Raw genomic sequence first — 21,327 nt, 5'->3', positions numbered from 1 at the left:
CCCATCATGCCGGAAATCATCAAACGAAAAAAACCTTTGTCCGTCAGCCCGCTGAAAACCAGTCAGACCGTGGGCGGTGCCCTGGCGTTCCTGGGCATAGCGCGTTCCATGCCGCTAATGCATGGCTCCCAGGGCTGCACGGCCTTTGCCAAGGTTTTCTTTGTGCGCCATTTTCGCGAGCCGGTACCGTTGCAAACCACTGCCATGGATCAGGTGAGCTCGGTGATGGGCGCTGATGGCAATGTTACTGAAGCCCTGAAAACCATCTGCGAAAAAAGCAATCCGTCCATCATCGGTTTGGTCACCACCGGGTTGGCTGAAACCCAGGGTGCAGACATTAAACGGGGTGTCTGGGATTTTCGCCAGAAGTATCCGCAATACGAAAAAACCGCTGTGGTGGCGGTGAACACTCCGGATTTCTCCGGCAGCTTTGAAAGCGGGTTTGCCCTCGCGGTCAAAGGCATTATCGAAACACTGGTGCCCGACGACAAGTCCCGCAAAGGACTGCGTCAACGCCAGGTGAATGTACTGTGCGGGGCCAACCTCACGCCGGGGGATTTGGAGTTCGTGGCGGAAAGCATTGAAAGTTTTGGCTTGCGCCCGCTGCTGATTCCGGACCTGTCCGGTTCCCTGGATGGCCACTTGGATGACAGCCCGCACAATCCGCTCACCACCGGGGGCGTGTCGGTTGCCGACATCGCTACCGCCTGTGAAAGCATCGCCACGCTGGCGGTGGGTGAGAGCCTGTTCAGCTCGGCGGAACTGTTGCGCAAGAAATGCGATATCCCTGCCTTTCGTTTCGGCCACCTGATGGGATTGGATGAAGTGGATGATTGGTTCGCCACCCTGGCCAACCTGAGCAACAATCCGGTGCCGGAGCGTTGGCAACGACAACGCAAACAGTTGCAGGATGCCATGCTCGACACCCACTTCATGTTGGGCCATTCCCGCGTGGCCATTGCCGCCGACCCGGACATGTTGGCCGGCTATCATCGTTTGTTGAAAGGCATGGGGGCAGAGACGGTGGCCGCCGTGGTGCCGGCAAAAGGCGTGGCCATTAGTGATCTGGACATCGAACAGATTCATATCGGTGACCTGGAAGACCTGGAACAGGTTGCTGCGGAAAAGCAGGCGCAACTCTTGTTGGGCAACAGTCATGCGGTGGCCAGTGCACGCCGCCTGGGCATTCCAATGTTGCGGGTGGGTTTCCCTCAATACGATCTGGTGGGGGGATTCCAGCGCTGCTGGTTTGGCTATCGGGGTACGGCCCAGGCCTTGTTTGACCTGGCCAATCTGGTGATGGCCCACCACCAGGAAACGGCACCTTACTATTCCGTTTATGCCCAGAAACAGGATTCACCCCAGTACATTGAAAACCGGCAGCAGCAGTGGAGTCACTAGCATGGCGGGGCCGACACGGCAGTTAAGAGTGCTGGACGACAGTCAAAGTGCCACCCTGATGAAAGTGGCGTTTGCGTCGTCGGACCGCAAAGTCGTGGATCAGCATTTTGGTTCGGCCAGCTCCTTTGTTATTTACGGCGTGGATGTGGGGCAAGCCCAATTGTTGACGGTGAGTGAATTCGCAGAAATCTCACCGGAGGATACCGAAGACAAACTGGCGGGCAAGTTGGCACTGTTGCAGGGATGTATCGCGGTTTATTGCCGTGCCTGTGGTGCCTCTGCGGTACGGCAATTGCTGGAGCTGGGCGTGCAACCGGTCAAGGTCACCGAGGGCGCCCGCATTGAAGATCTGATCGAGAGTCTGCAGCAGGAGCTGAGAGAGGGGCCATCCAGTTGGTTGGCTAAAGCGATCCAGCGCGGTCGGGCCATGGCGGCGGACAAATTCGATGCCATGGATGCAGAGGGCTGGCTGGAATGAAAGCACTGTTGACACATTAATAACCTTGGCATTTGTAACCTGAGTAATAGAGAGGCATACCATGACTGACGCCGTTGTTGAAGAATCCAATCCACTCATGACCCACCCCTTTGTCAAGCAGGTGGTGACCCAGCTGCGGGCAATGGACAGCTACGGTACCTACGATACCTGGAGCGATGCCAAAGTGCTGGACCCCATGATCCTGACCAAAGAGCGACGCCGGGAAATTCCGGTCGTGGGCGATCCTGATGAGACCACCATCTCGCGCCTCAAAGCCTATTACAACGCCATTGCCTCCACCATTGAGCTGGAGTGTGGCCTGATGGCAGTGCCCATGGTGAATCTCACCCATGAAGGATTCGGCCGTGCCATCGTGGTGGTGGGCAAGTTGATTGTGGTGGATAAAACCCTGCGTGACGTGCACCGCTTTGGCTTTGATTCCCTGGACAAGCTGATTGCCGAAGTGGACAAGGTCACCAGCAAAGCCATTACCTTGGTCAATGAACACCGCGACGTGGCCAAGCTTTAACGGACCATTCAATGGGGGAGCAATCCAATGACGGATGATGAGTTGAAAAATCTGAAAAAAGAAGTGAGCAGTAAAAAGCGTATTGCTACGGACTGGGCTTCCAAAATCCACGATGTGGTGGAAGACAGCCTGTGGAGCGACTACCAGAATCTGCCGGAATTGGCCGCGCAGGCAGTAGCGGCCTGTGAAGATTGGGCCAGCGCCAAAGCCCGTTACGAAGCGGCGGAAAAAAGCTGAGCGCAGTGCCAGCGCCAACCTGCAGTGAGTCAACACCGGGGAGAGGGGTGTGGCGACGATCTGATAACGAGCGTCCTGTAGAGAGAACCTTAAGAGAGGTGTGTCATGACAGAAGGTGTAATAGTCGGCCGAACCCGCGGGGGTGAGGAATGGGTACCGGAATTCGTCACGGAGTTGAATGCATCCACCTGCATTGGGTGCGGGCGCTGCTATAAGGTCTGTCCCCGGGACGTATTTGAATTGGTGGAACGGGGAGAAGAAGTCGATGACGACGACGATTTCTATGATGACGACGACGAGATGATGGTCATGAGCATCAAGGACGCCATGGACTGCATCGGATGTAAGTCCTGTGCGGCCGTCTGCCCGAAGAACTGTCACACCCACGAAGCATTAGCGGGGTAACCACACATGCCACGTCCTGAGTATCATGTTTTCATTTGCGGTCAGCAGCGTCCAGCCGGTCATCCACGCAGCAGTTGTACTGAGAAAGGCGCCGACAAATTGATGCCGGCATTTTCCCAGGGGATTATTGCCCGCAATCTGTTCAACAAGGTGTCCCTGGTGCCCACAGCGTGCCTGGGCCCCTGCCAGGCCGGCGCCAACGTACTGGTGTTTCCGGGCGCCCACCTGTACATGAATGTGCAGCCAGAGGATGTGGATCAGATCATCGATCAACATCTGGTAGGGGGTGAAGTGGTAACGGAAAAGCTGGCCCCTGAGCAGGTGTGGGGTTAACCGCGATGAACACGACGGCCAGCCGGGAGCAGGCGGCGCTCGCCAGTCTGGAACAGATCCACGCCGCGTTGGTGGCGGAACTGGAGCGGGCCGGATTGGGTCACTTGCAGAATCGCATCCCGCCACAGCTGTCCAGTCATCAGATGCAAACCGATCCCTTTGACGGCAGTCAGTCCTTCGCCGGAGAGTGGCGCAATGCGGCCGGTACCAAACTGGGCAGTGTGTTGATACATCAGGGTGGCCAGGTGTTTGCGGAATTTGATGTGCTGGTACCGCATCCCACCGATGGACGCTGGTTTGTGGAAGGGGTGACCACCTGGGGTACCGCACAGCAGTTGAAATCCGAACTGAAACTGCTGCCAGCCCTGGGCGCCTGATGCCCGTGCACGCTGAGACCTTGTACGGGCTGATCATGGATCGGGCCCGGCGTCCCGCGCGGGTACAACAGCTGGCGTTGGGGTTGGCCTGGTCGTTGGCACGGGTGCAGGCCGAGGGCGCAGACCAAGCCGGCGTAGGCTTGTGTTTCAGCCCCACGCAGGCCCCACGTAATCTGCCCTGGTCCGGAAGCCTGGCGGGGCGCCCGGCGGATGAGTTGATTCCCTGGTTATGCAGTTGGAACAGCAGTGAGGCTGTGGTGGGGGCTACTGTAGTGAATGCGCTCATCAACCACACATCGCCGCTGCCGGCCCAAGCCCGATCCCTGGCGTTCGATCCGGCACCCCATCTTGCGGTTTTCGAGTATTTCAAGCCCCAGCTCAAGCAGGCCAAGGTGGCGGTGATTGGTCGTTACCCGGGCCTGGACCGTTTTCGTGAAGACTTTGACTTTACCTGCATTGAACGCCGGCCTGGGCCTGGTGACCTGCCGGATGCCGCCGCCAACTGGATACTGCCGCAGGCCGATTGGGTGTTCATTACCGCCAGCAGTATTGCCAACAAAACCCTGCCCCATTTACTCAGTCTTTGCCCGCAGGCCCAGGTGGTATTGATGGGGCCCAGTTTACCCTGGCTGCCTGAGTGGGCTGATTTCGGTGTGAACTACCTGGCCGGTGTGGCGGTAAACGACCCTGATCTGCTGCTGAAAGTCCTGCTGGAAGGGGGTGGCACCAACATCTTTGTCGAGTCGGTGAGCTACCGATTGTTGCCTCTCTGACAATTGTTAATCCGCCGGCAAGTACTGGCCTGTCGCGATTGCGACAAAGCCCGCTTCCCGTGGAGTTTGCGACAGGGCTTTAGAGCAGGAATAAAACCATAACCATAAGAAATCTATAACAAAACCCGGTTGGCAAATTCGCTGGCACATGGCTTGCAAAATCTCTCGGGAACCTAATGTATCGATTCCCAAACGCTTTAGCTACCGGAGAAACCACCATGATACACCTCACCGACAACGCCGTATCCGCTGTAAAACGTTTCATTGATTCTGCAGACAAACCCATTGCCGGCTTGCGAATTAAAGTGGAAGGCGGTGGTTGTTCCGGATTCCAGTACGGAATGCGACTGGAGGAAACCCCGGCGCAGGATGATGAGGTAGTGGAGTTCCCCGGTATCAAAGTTCTGGTGGACCCAAGCAGTGCGGCCATGCTGGTGGGTGTCACCGTGGATTTTCTGGACGGACTGGAAGGCAGCGGTTTCAAGTTTGAAAACCCCAATGCTGCTGGTAGCTGCGGTTGTGGCAAATCCTTCAGTTGTTAATGTCGATACCCGACCCCGACTAAACGAATCGCACCAGGAGAGCTGAGATCATGTGGGACTACTCAGAAAAAGTGAAAGAACATTTCTACAATCCGAAAAATGCCGGCGCCGTGGCGGACGCCAACGGAGTGGGCGACGTAGGTTCCATCAGCTGCGGTGACGCGCTGCGACTGACCCTGAAGGTGGACCCGGAAACCGAAATCATTCTGGATGCCGGCTTCCAGACCTTTGGATGCGGCTCGGCCATTGCCTCCTCGTCCGCCCTCACGGAAATGGTGAAAGGCAAAACTCTGGATGAAGCACTGTTGATTTCCAACCAGGATATTGCGGATTTTCTGGATGGCCTGCCGCCGGAGAAAATGCATTGCTCGGTCATGGGGCGGGAAGCGCTGCAGGCGGCCGTGGCCAACTATCGGGGTGAAGAGTGGAGCGACGACCACGAAGAAGGTGCGCTGGTGTGCAAATGCTTCGCCATCGATGAAGTCATGGTGCGTGATACCATCAAAGCCAACAACCTGAGCAGCGTGGAAGAGGTGACCAACTACACCAAAGCCGGTGGTGGTTGTTCCTCCTGTCACGAAGCCATTGAGAACCTGTTGACGGAAGAAATGGCAGCCCGGGGCGAAACCTTTGTGCCGGCGGCCTCCGGCAAGAAGAAGGCGAAGAAAGTCGAGAAGAAAAAGCCCGATCTGGTGGAAATCGAAGCACCGGTTGCCAAGCCTGCCGCAGCGAGCGCTGGCCTGACCCTGGTGCAGCGCATCCGCAAGATCGAAGACGTACTGGAAGCCATGCGCCCAGCACTGCGCGCCGATAACGGCGACGTGGAACTGGTGGATGTGGATGGTAAAACCGTCTACGTCAATCTGGTGGGTGCCTGCAGCGGCTGCCAGATGGCAGCCATGACCCTGGGCGGCATTCAGCAAAAACTGATTGAAGCCATGGGTGAGTTCATCAAGGTTATCCCCGCCAGCGAACGTCCCGCAGCCTGAGGAGTACAGCATCATGAGCGATATCTATCTGGACAACAATGCGACCACCAAAGTGGACCCGGCGATTGTCGAAGCCATGCTGCCGTTTTTCACTGAGCAGTTTGGAAATCCTTCCTCCCTGCACAGCTTCGGCAACAAAGTAGGGATGGCGTTGAAGAAAGCCCGCGGTCAGGTACAGAAAATTCTGGGCGCGGAGCACGATTCCGAAATCATCTTCACTTCCTGCGGCTCCGAGTCGGATTCCACTGCGATCCTCTCAGCCCTGAAAGCCAATCCGGAACGCAAAGAGATCATCACCACCGTGGTTGAGCACCCCGCGGTACTGAATTTGTGTGAGTATCTGGAAACCGAAGGCTACACCGTGCACAAATTGAAAGTGGACAGCAAAGGCCGTCTGGACCTGGATGAGTACGCCAAGCTGTTGAGCGACGACGTGGCGGTGGTCAGCGTGATGTGGGCCAACAATGAAACCGGCACGATTTTCCCAGTGGAAAAAATGGCAGAAATGGCGGATGAAGCGGGCGTTCTGTTTCACACCGATGCGGTGCAGGCCGTGGGAAAAATTCCCATGAACCTGCAGGACACAGCCATTCATATGTTGTCGCTCTCCGGCCACAAACTGCATGCACCGAAAGGGGTGGGTGTGTTGTACCTGAAGCGTGGCACCCGCTTCCGTCCGTTGTTGCGCGGTGGTCACCAGGAGCGGGGGCGCCGTGCCGGTACTGAAAACAGCGCCAGCATCATCGGCCTGGGGTTGGCCTGTGAACAGGCCATGGAACACATGGAATTCGAGAACGTGCAGGTGAAAGCCATGCGTGACCGCCTGCAGGAAGGCATTCTGGCTGCCGTGCCCAATGCGTTTCCCACCGGTGACGTGGACAACCGCCTGCCCAATACCCTGAACATCGCCTTTGAGTACATCGAAGGGGAGGCCATCCTGTTGCTGATGAACAAGATGGGCATCGCGGCCTCCAGTGGCTCGGCCTGCACCTCCGGTTCCCTGGAACCATCCCACGTGATGAAAGCCATGGGTATTCCCTACACGGCAGCCCACGGCACAGTGCGTTTCTCCCTGTCCCGTTACAACACCATGGAAGAAATTGAGCGGGTCATTGAAGCGGTGCCGCCCATTGTGGCCAAACTGCGTAAATTGTCTCCCTACTGGGGAGAAAACGGCCCGGTGGAAAATCCGGAACAGGCGTTTGCACCTGTCTATGCCTGACGCTCAATACAACAACGGTCATCTGAAAAGGTAGTGCTTATGAGCCAGCAGCAACCTCGGGTCGTGATCAACGATACCACCTTGCGGGATGGTGAGCAAAGTGCCGGAGTCGCCTTCACAGCGGAGGAGAAACTGGCCATCGCCCAGCAGTTAGCCAACATCGGTGTGGGTGAGTTGGAAATCGGAATACCCGCCATGGGAGCCGAGGAGCGCGAGGTAATGCAGGCGATTGCCGATCTCAGATTGCCCTCCAAGTTGATGGCCTGGTGCCGGATGTTTGAAGCAGATCTGCTGGCAGTGCAGGATGTGGGTGTGGATATTGTGGATTTATCCATACCGGTATCGGATCAGCAGATTCTGAACAAACTACGTCGGGACCGGGACTGGGTCATCACCCAAATACAGCGTATGGTTCGCGCCGCGCTGGACCTTGGGTTTGACGTCTGTGTCGGCTGCGAGGATGCGTCCCGCGCCGATATGGATTTCCTGCGGCGGGTGGCAGAAGTCGCCCAGCGTGCAGGGGCCCGACGCATCCGTTTTGCCGACACCGTGGGCATCATGGAGCCGTTTTCGGTGATGCAGAAAATGCAACAACTGCGCGCCGGCACCGATCTTGAAATCGAAATGCACGCCCATGACGATTATGGCCTGGCCACCGCCAACACCCTGGCGGCGGTGCTGGGTGGCGCCACCCATATCAACACCACAGTGAACGGTTTGGGGGAGCGGGCCGGCAATGCCGCCCTGGAAGAATGTGTGCTGGGCCTGAAGAACCTGCATGGCATCGATACCGGTGTGGACAGTTTGGGCGTGCCCGCGCTGTCGAGTCTGGTGGAGCAGGCCTCCGGTCGTTTGGTGGGTTGGCAGAAAAGTATTGTGGGGCAGGGTGTATTCACCCACGAAGCAGGCATCCACGTGGATGGCCTGATGAAGGATTCACGTAACTACCAGGGTCTCGATCCCAGTGAGTTGGGCCGTGAACACAGCATGGTGCTGGGTAAGCACTCCGGCAAACACATGCTGATCAAAGCCTATCAGGATCTGGGTGTGGAACTGGCGGACTGGCAGGTGCCCATCCTGCTGCAACAGGTTCGTCACGAGGTGACCCGCACTAAACGCAGCCCGCAGCCGAAAGACCTGCTGTTGCTGTATGTGGCCATCGTTAACAACGCAGCGCTGACCGGGGCACGCCAGCCGAATCAACGGGGAGCAGAGTCATGTCAAACCATGCCAGTCGTAGCCGCGGTCCAGTGATCGAGCGCGCGGCCCACAGCCGAAAGAGCTTGTATCAACAGCTGAAAGACGATATTGCCAGCGTCTTTCAGCGCGATCCGGCAGCGCGTACCGTGCTTGAAGTGCTTACGACCTATCCCGGCGTCCATGCAGTGATGCTGCATCGGATTGCCAGTCGGCTGTGGTTGAAAGGCTGGCGTTACCCGGCCCGGCTATTGTCCTTCATCGGCCGTTTTATCAGTAATGTGGATATTCACCCCGGTGCCAAAATCGGGGAGCGCTTCTTCATCGATCATGGTGCCGGTGTGGTGGTGGGCGAAACCGCCATCGTCGGCGACGACGTCACCCTCTATCACGGGGTGACCCTGGGGGGTACCAGCTGGAACAAAGGCAAGCGCCATCCCACCCTGGGTAATGGCGTCATGGTAGGTGCCGGTGCCAAGATCCTGGGCAATATCACCGTGGGGGACAACTGCCGCGTGGGCGCCAACTCGGTGGTGGTGGAAGATGTTCCCACCGGGTGCACGGTGGTGGGTATTCCCGGCAAGGTGGTGAAGTTGCGGGAGGTGGGAAAACTGAATCCCTACGGCATTGACCTGGACCACCATCTGATTCCAGACCCCGTTGGCAAAGCCATTGCATGTCTACTGGAACGGATTGATGCCCTGGAAGGGCAATTGAATACCGGACTGGCCGCCACCGGCTATGCAGCTTGTGATGTGGATAACCAAGTGTGCGAAAGCGATTACCCCGGTGGCAAAGTGGAACGCGCATTGAAGCGGGTGTAATCGGCAGCTTGATGTATCACCGGCTTAATGTATAAAAGGGAACGCCTCATGGATTTACAGGATTTTGAAGGGCAGAAACTCTATTTTGATGACGACATGCCCCAGGATGTTGCAGAGCTGATTCAATCTGCCTCGGAGCAATATTCCGATGGCGGTGCGGAGGAATGCCTGCTCAAGGCCTACGCCATCGCACCGCTCAACCTTTCTGTGTTGGTGGCACTGTACCGCTTTTATTACTACCAGCACCGCTATCAGGATGCGTTGAACGTGGCCTATGAAGCGATGGCCGCGGTGGCGGGCGAGATCAGTTTTCCTGAACACTGGCGGCAGCTGGAATTTGCGGATCTGGCCAATGGCGTTATGCAATCCTTCACCATTGTGCGTTTCTATCTGCTGGCGTTGAAAGGCGCCGGCTACCTGAATCTGCGCATGGGTAATATCCAGGAAGGGGTCGCCATGCTCAATAAAGTGATCGAACTGGATAACAACGACCGTCTGGGCGCCCGGGTATTGCTGCAGGCGATGGGTCCGGCGGTAGTGACCCGGGCCGGTTCCGCCAGTGAATAAACCAGTGTAAACGTAAGCCGCGCTCCCACTCAATCTCTGTGAGGTAAATGACATGAGTACTGAAACCAAATACCAAGAGGGTGAACTGGATGATCTGATGGAGGAACTGAGTTCCGCTGAGGATTTTTTGCTGTTCTTTGACATCCCTTTCGATGCCAGTGTGGTCCATGTCAATCGCCTCCATATCATGCAACGGTTCCATGATTACCTGAGCCAGAACCAGGCAATGGTGACCCAGTATGAAGGCAACGACGACGCCATGGCGGCCTTGTACAAAGCCCTGCTGACGCAGGCTTACCAGGATTTTGTGGAGTCGGATGCCCTCACTGAAAAAGTGTTCAAGGTATTTAAAATGCAAGGTCCGCAAACCACATTTGTGTCCGTGGACAGCCTGTTGAAATAATCCGGTTGTCCGTAATCAGTAGTCGAGGTGTTCCATGAAGCCTGCCTATGAATATGGTGAAGAAGTCCGTCTGACGCGCAACGTACGCAACGACGGCACCTATCCCGGTATGGAAGTGGGGGAATTGCTGATTCGGCGCGGTGCCATCGGTTGTGTCTATGATGTGGGTACCTATCTGCAGGATCAGTTGATCTATCGGGTGCACTTTCTGGACGAGGGCCGCACCGTCGGCTGTCGGGAAGAAGAGTTGATCTCGGCCACCGCAGAATGGATTCCCAATCGCTTTGAGTTTCGCGACAAGGTGATCACCAGGGTGACCCTGGCCAGTGGCGGGCAGGTGATTGCCACCAAGGGCACGGTGGGGGAAATCCAGAAGGTGGTGCGGGAGCCGGGCACCATGTATTACCTGGTGCGTTTTTCCGGCGACGATGAACTGTATGAGATTCCCGAGCAGGCCCTGGCCGGGGAACAGGATGAGCAGGACCATGGCCATGCAAGCTGAGATGGCACGCACCGACACCATCAACTACCGATTACTGCGCATTGCCAGTGAGCGCTTTGGTACCAATCCCGATGGTATGAGCCCTCAGCAGACCCGCGAAGCCACCGACATCGCCCGGCGCGAAATGTTCATGGAAGGGGCCATACTGCAGCAACCGGAAGCGCGCAAAGTGATGGTGCCCCAGGCGGAACTGGATTCAGCGGTGCAGATGATCCGCAAACGCTATGTATCGGATGAGGAGTTCGAAGACGCCCTGGCCGCCAATGGACTGGATGAACAGACCCTGCGTTTTGCCGTGGAACGGGAATTGCGTGTGGAGGCAGTGCTGAACTATATCAGCCGCACCGTGGACACGGTGGACGAAACCGAAGCCCGCTTGTTTTATTACCTGCACCCGGAGAAATTTGCCAAAGAGGAAACCCGGGTGGTGCGCCATATCCTTATCACCATCAACCAAGAATTTGCTGAGAACACCGAGGCCAACGCCCGCGCCCGTATTGAAACCATCCGCGGGCGCTTGAAAAAACACCCCCATCGTTTTGAGCAACAGGCGTTGCAGCATTCCGAATGCCCTTCCGCTCTGCAGGGTGGGCTGATCGGCGAGGTGAAGCAGGGCACGCTGTATCCCGAACTGGATGCCGTCCTGTTTCGCATGGACGCCGGTCAGTTGAGTGAGGTGATCCAGACCGATAACGGTTTTCACATCCTGCTGTGTGAAGCCATTAAACCCGCCAGCAAAGCGCCATTGTCGGACGTATTGCCTGCGTTACAGGAACAGCTGACGCAGCGGCAGCGAGTGCGCGAGCAGAAACGCTGGCTCAAGCAAGTGCTGAGCACCCCCGCAAACACCACGGCGGAATGACTCAGCCCGGAATTGGAGAAAGCAGTCATGGCAGAAAACGCACCTGTTGAATCGCTGGTACCCGCCTGTTCATTTTGCGGGGTGGAAAAAAGCGCGGAAGTGCCGCTCATTGCTGGCAACGATGGTCACATCTGCGAGCAATGCGTCAAACTGGCGTTTCAGGTGGTCAGCAGTTGGGGCCGCAAAGCGGTGGCGGTGGAGCCGGAGTTGAAGACCCCGGCCGCCATCAAGCATTTTCTGGACGAGTACATCATCGGCCAGGACGAAGCCAAGAAAACCCTGTCGGTGGCGGTTTACAATCACTATCTGCGTTTGATGAACCAGGGCGCTGCCGCCAGCATTTCCCAGCTGGACGCCGAACAGGTGGAGTTGGAAAAATCCAATGTTCTGATGGCCGGGCCGTCCGGGACCGGTAAAACCCTGCTGGTGAAAACCCTGGCCCGCATCATCGGCGTGCCTTTTGTGGTGGGGGATGCCACCTCCCTGACCCAGGCTGGTTATGTGGGGGATGATGTGGAAAGCCTGCTCAAACGCTTGCTGGAAGCAGCCCAGGGTGATGTGCAGCAGGCCCAGTGGGGCATCGTCTACATCGACGAAATTGACAAGCTCGCCAAGCGCGGTACCGGCGGGGGCGCGGTGCGGGATATTTCCGGTGAAGGTGTGCAGCAGGCGCTGTTGAAAATGGTGGAAGGCACCGAGGTGCACCTGCCCAAGTCCGGTCGCCGTGATGGCAGCAGTGAGGAAGTCATTCTCAACACCCAGAACATCCTGTTCATCGTTGGTGGTGCCTTCCCAGGGCTGACGGAAGTGATTGGCAAGCGGCTGCGACCACCGAACACCGGCATCGGTTTCAGCGCGCCCATCAAGCAGGACGACGAGTTGTCCAACGATGAGTTGCTGGCAGGCCTGCAACCGGATGACCTGCAACAGTTTGGCTTGATTCCGGAGTTCATCGGCCGCTTTCCCATCATCACCTTCCTGCATGAATTGGATGTGGCGAGTTTGAAGCGGATTTTACTGGAGCCCCGCAATGCACTCACCAAGCAATACCGGCAGTTGTTCCTGTTCCAGAATGTGGACCTGGAGTTCACCGAGTCGGCGTTGGATTACATCGCCGGTCAGGCGGTGAAACGGGGCACCGGTGCCCGCGGCTTGCGCGCCATGCTGGAATCTTTGCTGCGCACCACCATGTTCGACCTGCCATCCCGGCAGGGTCTGCAGAAATGCATCATCACCGTCGAGGGTGAAGGTGAACTGGAAGACCAGGAGCTGGTGGTGAAAGAAGTGATCGGTGATGTCAGTCTGAACCGTGATGCATCCAGTGACGCGCCTAAGGAAGCGGTGCCCGCGCTGTCGTAATCCTCAGTGCCGACCGCCGGTCTTAAACAGAACAAGATCACCTCGGAGCAAGATCACCACAAAAAAAGGAGCTGCCGGTCAGCTCCTTTTTTGTGGCATCCAGGCCAGCACTACAGCGGCAGATCGAATGCCGGCGCAATGATGCTGAGCCAGGCATCCAACCGCGCCTCTGTCTGTGCAGACTGGTTATCCAGATCCAGGGCCAGCCCCAGGAACTTGCCGTCCACCACGGCTTCAGAATGCTCGAACTCGTAGCCGTCGACGGGCCAGGCACCAACCACTTTGGCACCCCGCTCGGTGACAAAGTCATACAGCTCCTTGATGGCGTCCACAAATTCATCGGGGTAACCCACCTGGTCTCCCAGACCGTAGATGGCCACTGTCTTGCCAGTCATGTCGGCATCTTCCAACTTGGGCAGGAACTCTTCCCAGCTCTCCTCCTCACAATCGGAAGACAGTCCCGGCAGCTCACCCTCGCCCATGGTCGGGGAACCGATAATGAGAAAGTCATAACTCAGGAATTCTTCCGCTTCGACGCGATTCACATTGACGGGCTTTGCCATCACTTCGTCATCAAATTTCTTTTTGATCATCTTGGCAACCTTGCGGGATTTACCGGTGGTGGTGCCAAAAAAAAGTCCGACTCGGGCCATAATACGACTCCTATAACGTGCTTGAACTGGAAACGCCTGGCCTGTGCGGCCTTGCTTGGGCGCGATGCTGGGCGCAATGTTGGGAGTGCCCCCCTGATTCTTAAGTGCAGAGGATGTGCCAGCTGGCAGGGGGCGGCTTGTTATGCCTAGAGCTTTGATAATACGGCGCTTTTTTAGATTTTGTCAGAATCCGCCAGAAGCGCTTGTCGTTAATCCGACAACGCCGCAAATGCCCAATTCCGGGGATTGTGAGAAATGCGACAGGGGTGATGGCATTGTCGTTCTGGGGTGGGGCGCCAAGTGGGCGACCCTATGGCGCGCGTGTCGCAAACGGCACAATCGGGTTCAGGGCGCGGGCCAGAATCCCTCTGATCTGGTATCCTGCCGCTTTGATTCCACAAGCGGTTTTGCCACCGAATGAGTTCAGTTCAATCCAGTTCCGCCCAGCACATCTTGCAGCACGTGTTTGGCTACGACGCGTTTCGTGGCCAGCAGCAGGCCATCATCGACACCCTCATCGAGGGCGGCGATGCCATGGTCATCATGCCCACTGGGGGCGGCAAGTCCCTCTGCTACCAGATTCCGGCCCTGGCCCGGGAGGGTTGCGGGGTGGTGATTTCGCCCCTGATCGCCTTGATGCAGGATCAGGTGGACGCGTTGCGCGCCGCCGGGGTGAAAGCGGGCTTTCTGAATTCCTCCCTGGCGCCCCAGCAGGCTGCCGAGATCGAGCATCAATTGCTGAACGGTGAACTGGAGCTGCTGTACATTGCCCCGGAGCGGCTGATCCAGCCCCGTTGCCTGAATCTGCTGCAGCGGGCGCGCTTGTCCCTGTTTGCCATCGACGAAGCCCATTGTGTGTCCCAGTGGGGCCATGATTTCCGCGCCGACTACCTGCAATTGAGCCTGCTGCACCAACAGTTTCCCCAGGTGCCCAGAGTGGCGCTGACGGCCACTGCGGACGAGCGTACCCGCCAGGAAATCGCGCAACGGCTGGACCTGCAAGCGGCACAGCATTTCATCAGCGGCTTTGACCGGCCCAATATTCAGTACCGCATCCAGTTGAAGGACAAACCGCGGCAGCAACTGCTGCAGTTTCTGCGGGAGGAGCAGTCAGGCCATGCCGGGGTGGTGTACTGCCTGTCCCGCAATAAAGTGGAAAAGACCGCGCAATGGTTGTGTGATGAAGGCTTTAATGCGCTGCCCTATCACGCCGGGTTGCCGGCGGAGCTGCGTCAGCACAATCAGCAGCGTTTCCTGCGGGAGGATGGCATCATCATGGTGGCCACCATCGCCTTCGGCATGGGCATCGACAAACCGGACGTACGCTTTGTGGCGCACCTGGATCTGCCCAAGAGTGTGGAAGCCTATTATCAGGAAACCGGCCGTGCCGGTCGTGATGGGGAACCAGCCACCGCGCTGCTGCTGTATGGCCTGGAGGATGTGGTCAAACTGGGACAGATGGCCGCCACTTCAGAAGGCAGTGAGCAGTTCAAACGCCTGGAACGGCAGCGGCTGGATGCCATGCTGGGGCTGTGCGAAATCACCAGCTGCCGGCGCCAGACCCTGTTGCGCTACTTTGGTGAAACCCTGGATCAACCCTGCGGCAATTGTGATTGCTGCCTGCAGCCACCCATTACCTGGGACGGTTCCGAGGCGTCCCGCAAACTCTTGTCCTGTGTCTATCGCACCGGCCAGCGCTTCGGCGCCAACCATGTGATCGACGTGTTACGGGGCAGCACTAACGAGAAAGTGCAGCAGTTCCATCACGATCAACTGTCCACCTACGGCATTGGCCGCCATTTCAGTACCAATGAATGGCGGGCGGTGGTGCGCCAGCTGGTGGCCCGGGGTTACCTGCAGGTGGATGCGGATGCTTATGGGGCTCTCAAGCTCACCGAACGCTGCCGACCCCTGCTGCGCGGTGAGGAAAGCATTCAGTTACGCAAGGCGCCGGAAAAATCCGCCGGCCTGACCCAGCGCTCCCGTACGGTGGAAATCGACGAGCGGGATCTACCCCTGTGGAACGCCCTGCGGGCCTGCCGTAAAAAACTGGCGGAGGAGAATGGCGTGCCCCCCTACGTGGTGTTCCACGATGCCACTCTGCGGGAGATGGTGCAGCAGCGGCCCATGACCGAGCGCACCTTACTGAAACTGTCAGGCGTGGGGGACAGCAAACTGGAGCGTTTTGGCGCGGATTTCCTTGAGGTGATTCGCAATCACGAGTATCCCGCCCAGTAACCTGCCTGCCCGAAACCCAGTTGGACGTCGCGGTACGATCGTCCTATGCTTGTCAGTACTGGAATGTCCGCAGATGGATTTTGTATCGGGTCGTTATAACAATGATAAAGGGACCGCACCGCTTTTGTGCCGCCATCACACTGCTGCCTGTTCTCGCTGTGGCGGACAGTCCTCCGGATCTGTTCAGCTATTCGCTGGAACAACTCATGGAACTGGAAATCACCGATGTGGTGACGCACGTTGAGAAACGCGAGTCGCTCGCGCAAAAGGTGCCTTTCTCCCTTGCCGTGCTCGAACCCGTTAATTTGTATTCCCCGTTGCTCGACTCGTTGCAGATGGTGGATCAACGGGTGTCGGGGCTGGTCATTACTGAGTACAACAAGGTTACACCCCAACTCTACATCCGTGGCGTGGGCTCCAATGTCTCCGGTGCCGGCGACGATCCATCGGTCGCCTACCTGGTGGACGGGGTCAGCATCGCCCGCCCTGGATTGCAGAACCAGCAGCTGTTCGATGTACAGCAGATCGAAGTGATGAAGGGGCCGCAGGGCACCCTCTATGGCAAAGGCGTGATTGGTGGCGCCGTTAATGTGGTCTATCGCAAGCCCGAGCTGGCGGATTACAACAGCCTGAGCACGGCGGTGAATCAGCGGGGCTGGGCGCTGCAGAACATCAACAATCAACAGGTTGGCCACCACAGTGCCAACCGGTTCAGCCTGAGTTACCGGGAGCAGCAGGGTTACCTGGAGAATGTGGTGACCGGATCGGAACAGGGTGAATTCGAAGAGTTGATTGCACGGGAACAATGGCACTGGCAAGGCTCGGATCAGGCCCTGGGGCTACTGCTGGAATACAGTCGATACCGGGGGTTGGACCCGGCCCGCACGTACCAGGGGGAAACGCCTCTGCCCGCATTCGGTGGCAGCGCTCTGGTGCCCTATGCCAATAATGAGCGACGGGTGGCCATTGCCGGTGATGGCACGACGGAGCGGGACACCTACAGCCTGATGGTCACCTATCAGCTGGAACAGGATTACGGTACCTGGGAATCCCGCACCGCCTATGTCAGTGGTGATTACGAATTTCAGTTGCCGGTGCTGCCGATTTTGTTTCCCGAATCCACCAATGGCGCCCACGAGAAAAGCTGGCAGTTGAGTCAGGAACTGCGTTTGCAGCAGAGCTGGCAGGATTGGCAATGGCAGAGCGGTGTGTATCTGTCCCAAGAGCAAACCTCCCGTGATGAACTGGGGGATCTCACCGGGCTCATGCAATTATTGGGGGCCGGCGCCCTCCTCACCGACGAAACCCCCGGAACCACCCGCTATGATGCCGTTAGCGAGGTTTCCAACTGGGCTTTGTTCATCCAGTCGCGCTGGAACTTTGCGGTCGATTGGTCTCTGCACCTGGGGTTGCGGGGCGATTATGTGAAAAAGGACTTTGACCTGTCGGTGACCGGTGGTGATCCATTGGATGTGGGGCTCATCAACAGCGAGGACTTCGGGGTGGAAACCGGGGATCACTGGCGGGAGTTATCCTATGCCCTGTCCCTGGAGTATCAACTGAATCCGCAGGTGATGCTGTACGGGCGCCTGGCCACCGGATTCAAAAGTGGCAGCTTCAACATGCTGGCGATTTCCCCGGACTCGGCCCTGGCCAGCGCCGAACCGGAGACGGCACTGAACACCGAACTGGGCTGGAAAGGGTATTTCTTCGATCAGCGGTTGCAGGTCAACGGCGCCCTGTTCCAGCTCGACTACGATGAGCTGCAGGTCTACGCCGGTCTGGAATCCGGCGCCAATGCGCCACGGGCCCGCATCCAGGGGGCGGAACTGGATGTCCGGTTCAAACCCCTGCAGGGCCTGGAGCTGGCGGGCAACTATACCTACCTGGATTCTGAATACCTGCGCTTCTCCTCCCCCGGCAGTGGACAAACCCTCACCGGGAACCGGCTGCCCCGGGCACCCACCCATGAGCTGGCCCTGAGTCTGAATTACTCCTGGGAGGACACCGGGCAGAACCGGTATCGCCTGGAATGGCAGGGCAATTACACCGGGGCCTATTCCATCGTGCCCCAGGATGCTGACGGGGACAGCGTACCTTCCCGGCAGATCTCCAATCTGGCGCTGTACGCGCGGCCCCGTGGCAGTGCCGCCGTGCTGAGCCTGTGGGTGCGTAACCTGTTCGATGAGCAATACCCTTTACATGTCTTCGGGCAGGGTGTGTTTGGTTATACGGAGAATGGCTCCGCCTGGAACCTGGCAGAGCCCAGGACCCTGGGGATGGGGATGACTTGGACCTTTTGACGCATTGGATTTGCTGACCGCCTTCCTTTAAGCGACAATAGCGCCCCCTAAAATGGGTACCGTAAACTAAATTACTTAGGAGCATCCCCCAATGCCCACCCGCAGTGAACTCGCCAATGCCATTCGCGCACTCTCCATGGACGCCGTTCAGAAAGCCAATTCCGGACACCCAGGTGCCCCCATGGGCATGGCGGACATTGCCCAGGTACTGTGGGGCGACTATCTGAAGCATAATCCGGGCAACCCCAATTGGGTGGATCGTGACCGTTTTGTGCTCTCCAACGGCCACGGTTCCATGCTCATCTATTCCCTGTTGCACCTGACCGGCTATGACGTCTCCATCGACGACCTGAAAAACTTCCGCCAGTTGCACTCCAAAACCCCGGGCCACCCGGAATACGGTTATACCCCAGGGGTGGAAACCACCACCGGGCCCTTGGGGCAGGGCATTGCCAACGCCGTGGGTATGGCCATTGCCGAGAAGGTACTGGCGGCTCAGTTCAATCGTGGCCCCTATAATATTGTTGATCACAATACCTACGTATTCATGGGTGATGGCTGCATGATGGAAGGTATTTCCCACGAAGTTTGCTCCCTGGCCGGTACCCTGGGCCTGGGCAAGCTGGTGGTGTTCTACGATGACAACGGCATCTCCATCGACGGGGAAGTGGAAGGCTGGTTCACCGACGACACCCCAAAACGCTTTGAATCCTACGGCTGGCACGTGATTCCCAACGTCAACGGCCACAGTGCTGAAGAGCTGATCGCCGCAGTGGAAATGGCCAAGGCCAACCCCGACCGACCCACCCTGATTTGCTGCAAAACCGTCATCGGTTACGGCTCCCCCAACAAGCAGGGCAAGGAAGAATGCCATGGTGCCCCGCTGGGGGCGGACGAAATCGCCCTGACCCGGGCGCAGCTGGGCTGGAACCACGCTCCGTTCGAGGTGCCGGCCGAGATCTATGCCGGTTGGGATGCCAAGGAGAAGGGTGCCCGGGCCGAAGCCGACTGGCAGCGCCTGTTCGACAACTATCGCAACGAATACCCGGAGCTGGCAGCGGAATTCGATCGTCGGATGAAAGGCGAGCTGCCGGAAGACTGGGACGCCAAAGCCACCGATTACATCCAGCAGATCCAGAAAGCCGGTGAGAAAATTGCTACCCGTAAGGCATCCCAGCACTGCCTGAATGCGTTCGGTCACATGTTGCCGGAATTGCTGGGGGGCTCTGCCGACCTGGCGGGCTCCAACCTGACCCTGTTTAAAGACGCCAAAGGCGTCAGCGCGGAAGCCGCGGCTGGCAACTACCTCTACTGGGGTGTGCGCGAATTCGGGATGACGGCTGCCATTAACGGCATCGCCCTGCATGGTGGTTTCATCAGCTACGGCGCCACCTTCCTGATCTTCATGGAATACGCCCGCAACGCCATGCGCATGGCGGCCCTGATGAAGCAACAGAATATCCAGGTGTACACCCACGACTCCATCGGCCTGGGGGAAGACGGCCCCACTCACCAGCCGATCGAACAGCTCACCAACCTGCGCACCACGCCCAACATGTCGGTGTGGCGCCCCTGTGACGCGGCTGAATCCGCCGTGGCCTGGAAAGCCGCCATCGAGCGTCGTGACGGGCCGTCTGCCCTGATCTTCTCGCGCCAGAACCTGGCACCCATGGCGCGCAGCGACGAGCAGCTGAGCAATGTCGCCAAAGGGGGTTACGTGTTGAAAGCCGTGGCCAGTCCGGATGCCATCATCCTCGCCACCGGTTCCGAAGTGGAGCTGGCCATGCAGGCCGCAGAAGCCCTGGCTGCCAAAGGCAAGCAGGTGTCGGTGGTGTCCATGCCCAGCGTGGATGTGTTCCTCAAGCAGGATGCGGCTTACCGTGAATCCGTTTTGCCGGCCTCCGTCCGTGCCCGGGTGGCGGTGGAAGCGGGCATGAAAGATTACTGGTACAAGTTCGTGGGCCTGGATGGCGCCGTCGTCGGCATGGAAACCTTCGGCGAATCCGCCCCGGCCGGTGAGCTGTTCAAACAGTTTGGTTTCACCGTGGACAATGTGGTTGCCACCGTGGAATCCGTTATTCGCTGATATGCCGATCCGGGTCGCCATCAACGGCTACGGCCGTATTGGTCGCAACATGCTGCGGGCGTTGTATGAAAACCTGCAGCAGGGTTGCAACCGCCAGATCCAGTTGGTGGCAATCAACGACCTGGGGTCACCGGAGTCTTTGCTCCATCTGACCCGTTACGACACCACTCACGGCCGCTTTCACACGCCGGTCACTCTGGCGCAGGATACTGTGCTGCAGGTGAATGGGGATTCCATCCTGTTGTTGCAGGTGGCGGACCCAGCCCAGTGTCCCTGGGGGGAGCTGGCCATCGATGTGGTGTTGGAATGCACCGGCGAGTTTCGCGCCCGGGCAGACGCCAGCCGCCATCTGCAGGCCGGGGCCAAGCGGGTCATCATTGGCGCTGTAGCCTTCGATGAGGTGGACGCCACCATCGTCTATGGCATCAACCATGGGCAACTGCAGGCACAGCATCAGGTGATTTCCAGCGCCTCCTGCACCACCCATTGTATTGCGCCCCTGTTGCAGGTAATGGATGATCATTTCGGCGTCAAGCAGGCCTTTATGACCGAGATCCACTCTTACACCAGTGACCAGGTGTTGCTGGATCATGTGCACCGTGACCTGCGACGGGCCCGGGCTGGCGCGCAGAACCTGATTCCCACCACCAGCAGCAGTATCGGTGCCGTGCAAAAGGTGCTGCCGCAGCTGGAAGGCAAAATATCGGGTTACTCCATGCGAGTGCCCACGTTGAATGTGGCGGCCGTGGATTTAACCCTGATGTTGAATTCAGCCGTGAAAGAGGTAGACCAGATTCACCAGGCGATGGAGCAGGCCAGTCAGGGCCAGCTCAGCGGAATATTGGGGTATTGCCGCGAGCCTCTGGTGAGTGTGGATTTTTTGAATCGCACCGAATCCGCCATCTACGATGAAACCCAGACCATCGTCACCGACGGCATGATCAAAATCGTCGCCTGGTATGACAATGAAACGGGATATGCCCATCGTTTGCTGGATCTGGTGGAAATTCTGATTTAGTTGGTTTCAGAAAACAGTGGGGCAAGACC

General features: G+C 57.9%; 23 protein-coding genes. 22 read left to right on the top strand and 1 reads right to left on the bottom strand.

The genetic code is table 11. The annotated features are described in order from the left end of the window. Positions 1 to 6 precede the first annotated feature (6 nt). The 18 genes from nifN to clpX all read left to right on the top strand — a co-directional run bounded on the left by nifN (position 7) and on the right by clpX (position 13,000). Positions 7 to 1,401: a nitrogenase iron-molybdenum cofactor biosynthesis protein NifN gene (gene nifN, locus D9N14_RS00250; RefSeq protein ID WP_290575577.1), complete on the top strand. Its 1,395-nt coding sequence runs from the start codon at positions 7 to 9 to the stop codon at positions 1,399 to 1,401. A gap of 1 nt (position 1,402) precedes the next feature. Further along, entirely contained in the window at positions 1,403 to 1,879 is a 477-nt protein-coding gene (locus D9N14_RS00245) for a NifB/NifX family molybdenum-iron cluster-binding protein (protein WP_290575575.1), read from the top strand. A gap of 61 nt (positions 1,880 to 1,940) precedes the next feature. After that, positions 1,941 to 2,408, top strand: coding sequence for a NifX-associated nitrogen fixation protein (locus D9N14_RS00240; RefSeq protein WP_290575573.1), 468 nt, complete (start codon positions 1,941 to 1,943; stop codon positions 2,406 to 2,408). 27 nt (positions 2,409 to 2,435) lie between these two features. Further along, positions 2,436 to 2,645, top strand: a complete 210-nt coding sequence (locus tag D9N14_RS00235) for a CCE_0567 family metalloprotein (RefSeq protein WP_290575568.1) — start codon at positions 2,436 to 2,438, stop codon at positions 2,643 to 2,645. 105 nt (positions 2,646 to 2,750) lie between these two features. Further along, complete coding sequence (gene fdxB / locus D9N14_RS00230; RefSeq protein WP_290575566.1) at positions 2,751 to 3,050, top strand: ferredoxin III, nif-specific; 300 nt, start codon at positions 2,751 to 2,753, stop codon at positions 3,048 to 3,050. Between the two features lie 6 nt (positions 3,051 to 3,056). Beyond that, positions 3,057 to 3,383: a (2Fe-2S) ferredoxin domain-containing protein gene (locus D9N14_RS00225; RefSeq protein WP_290575564.1), complete on the top strand. Its 327-nt coding sequence runs from the start codon at positions 3,057 to 3,059 to the stop codon at positions 3,381 to 3,383. Between the two features lie 5 nt (positions 3,384 to 3,388). Then, entirely contained in the window at positions 3,389 to 3,760 is a 372-nt protein-coding gene (locus D9N14_RS00220) for a hypothetical protein (protein WP_290575562.1), read from the top strand. After that, positions 3,760 to 4,533: a DUF364 domain-containing protein gene (locus D9N14_RS00215; protein WP_290575560.1), complete on the top strand. Its 774-nt coding sequence runs from the start codon at positions 3,760 to 3,762 to the stop codon at positions 4,531 to 4,533. Before D9N14_RS00220 ends, D9N14_RS00215 begins: the two co-directional genes overlap by 1 nt. A 218-nt stretch (positions 4,534 to 4,751) precedes the next feature. After that, positions 4,752 to 5,075 (top strand): HesB/IscA family protein, encoded by a 324-nt coding sequence (locus D9N14_RS00210; RefSeq protein ID WP_290575558.1) that lies wholly within the window; start codon positions 4,752 to 4,754, stop codon positions 5,073 to 5,075. 50 nt (positions 5,076 to 5,125) lie between these two features. Further along, positions 5,126 to 6,064: a Fe-S cluster assembly protein NifU gene (gene nifU, locus D9N14_RS00205; RefSeq protein ID WP_290575556.1), complete on the top strand. Its 939-nt coding sequence runs from the start codon at positions 5,126 to 5,128 to the stop codon at positions 6,062 to 6,064. A gap of 13 nt (positions 6,065 to 6,077) precedes the next feature. Beyond that, a complete protein-coding gene (gene nifS, locus D9N14_RS00200; RefSeq protein ID WP_290575554.1) occupies positions 6,078 to 7,286 on the top strand; it encodes a cysteine desulfurase NifS in 1,209 nt (402 codons plus the stop codon). A gap of 39 nt (positions 7,287 to 7,325) precedes the next feature. Beyond that, positions 7,326 to 8,540, top strand: coding sequence for a homocitrate synthase (gene nifV / locus D9N14_RS00195; protein WP_290575552.1), 1,215 nt, complete (start codon positions 7,326 to 7,328; stop codon positions 8,538 to 8,540). A 29-nt stretch (positions 8,541 to 8,569) separates the two neighbouring features. Then, positions 8,570 to 9,307, top strand: coding sequence for a serine O-acetyltransferase (gene cysE, locus D9N14_RS00190; protein ID WP_290575665.1), 738 nt, complete (start codon positions 8,570 to 8,572; stop codon positions 9,305 to 9,307). A 48-nt stretch (positions 9,308 to 9,355) separates the two neighbouring features. After that, a complete protein-coding gene (locus D9N14_RS00185) occupies positions 9,356 to 9,874 on the top strand; it encodes a hypothetical protein (protein WP_290575550.1) in 519 nt (172 codons plus the stop codon). Positions 9,875 to 9,926: 52 nt separating this feature from the next. Further along, positions 9,927 to 10,277, top strand: a complete 351-nt coding sequence (gene nifW / locus D9N14_RS00180; protein WP_290575548.1) for a nitrogenase-stabilizing/protective protein NifW — start codon at positions 9,927 to 9,929, stop codon at positions 10,275 to 10,277. Positions 10,278 to 10,311: 34 nt separating this feature from the next. After that, positions 10,312 to 10,779 (top strand): nitrogen fixation protein NifZ, encoded by a 468-nt coding sequence (locus tag D9N14_RS00175; RefSeq protein WP_290575546.1) that lies wholly within the window; start codon positions 10,312 to 10,314, stop codon positions 10,777 to 10,779. Further along, positions 10,763 to 11,641, top strand: coding sequence for a nitrogen fixation protein NifM (gene nifM / locus D9N14_RS00170; protein WP_290575544.1), 879 nt, complete (start codon positions 10,763 to 10,765; stop codon positions 11,639 to 11,641). Before D9N14_RS00175 ends, nifM begins: the two co-directional genes overlap by 17 nt. Before the next feature lie 27 nt (positions 11,642 to 11,668). After that, a complete protein-coding gene (gene clpX / locus D9N14_RS00165; protein ID WP_290575542.1) occupies positions 11,669 to 13,000 on the top strand; it encodes an ATP-dependent Clp protease ATP-binding subunit ClpX in 1,332 nt (443 codons plus the stop codon). A gap of 110 nt (positions 13,001 to 13,110) precedes the next feature. Here clpX and D9N14_RS00160 read toward each other — a convergent pair whose 3' ends face one another. Continuing rightward, positions 13,111 to 13,653 (bottom strand): flavodoxin, encoded by a 543-nt coding sequence (locus tag D9N14_RS00160; protein ID WP_290575540.1) that lies wholly within the window; start codon positions 13,651 to 13,653, stop codon positions 13,111 to 13,113. Positions 13,654 to 14,070: 417 nt separating this feature from the next. On the opposite strand from D9N14_RS00160, the gene recQ reads away from it, so the two are divergent. The 4 genes from recQ (at position 14,071) to gap (ending at position 21,298) form a co-directional block, all read left to right on the top strand. Next, a complete protein-coding gene (gene recQ, locus D9N14_RS00155; protein ID WP_290575538.1) occupies positions 14,071 to 15,891 on the top strand; it encodes a DNA helicase RecQ in 1,821 nt (606 codons plus the stop codon). 101 nt (positions 15,892 to 15,992) lie between these two features. After that, on the top strand, positions 15,993 to 18,194 hold the full coding sequence (locus D9N14_RS00150) for a TonB-dependent receptor (protein WP_290575536.1): 2,202 nt from the start codon (positions 15,993 to 15,995) through the stop codon (positions 18,192 to 18,194). 91 nt (positions 18,195 to 18,285) lie between these two features. After that, on the top strand, positions 18,286 to 20,280 hold the full coding sequence (gene tkt / locus D9N14_RS00145; protein WP_290575534.1) for a transketolase: 1,995 nt from the start codon (positions 18,286 to 18,288) through the stop codon (positions 20,278 to 20,280). Continuing rightward, on the top strand, positions 20,246 to 21,298 hold the full coding sequence (gap, locus tag D9N14_RS00140; protein WP_290575532.1) for a type I glyceraldehyde-3-phosphate dehydrogenase: 1,053 nt from the start codon (positions 20,246 to 20,248) through the stop codon (positions 21,296 to 21,298). Before tkt ends, gap begins: the two co-directional genes overlap by 35 nt. Positions 21,299 to 21,327 lie beyond the last annotated feature (29 nt).

Origin of the sequence: Ketobacter sp. (assembly GCF_003671495.1) — a bacterium.
GTDB lineage: Bacteria > Pseudomonadota > Gammaproteobacteria > Pseudomonadales > Ketobacteraceae > Ketobacter.
Note: the sequence above shows the minus strand (reverse complement) of the source record. Positions and strands in the feature narration are given on the sequence as shown.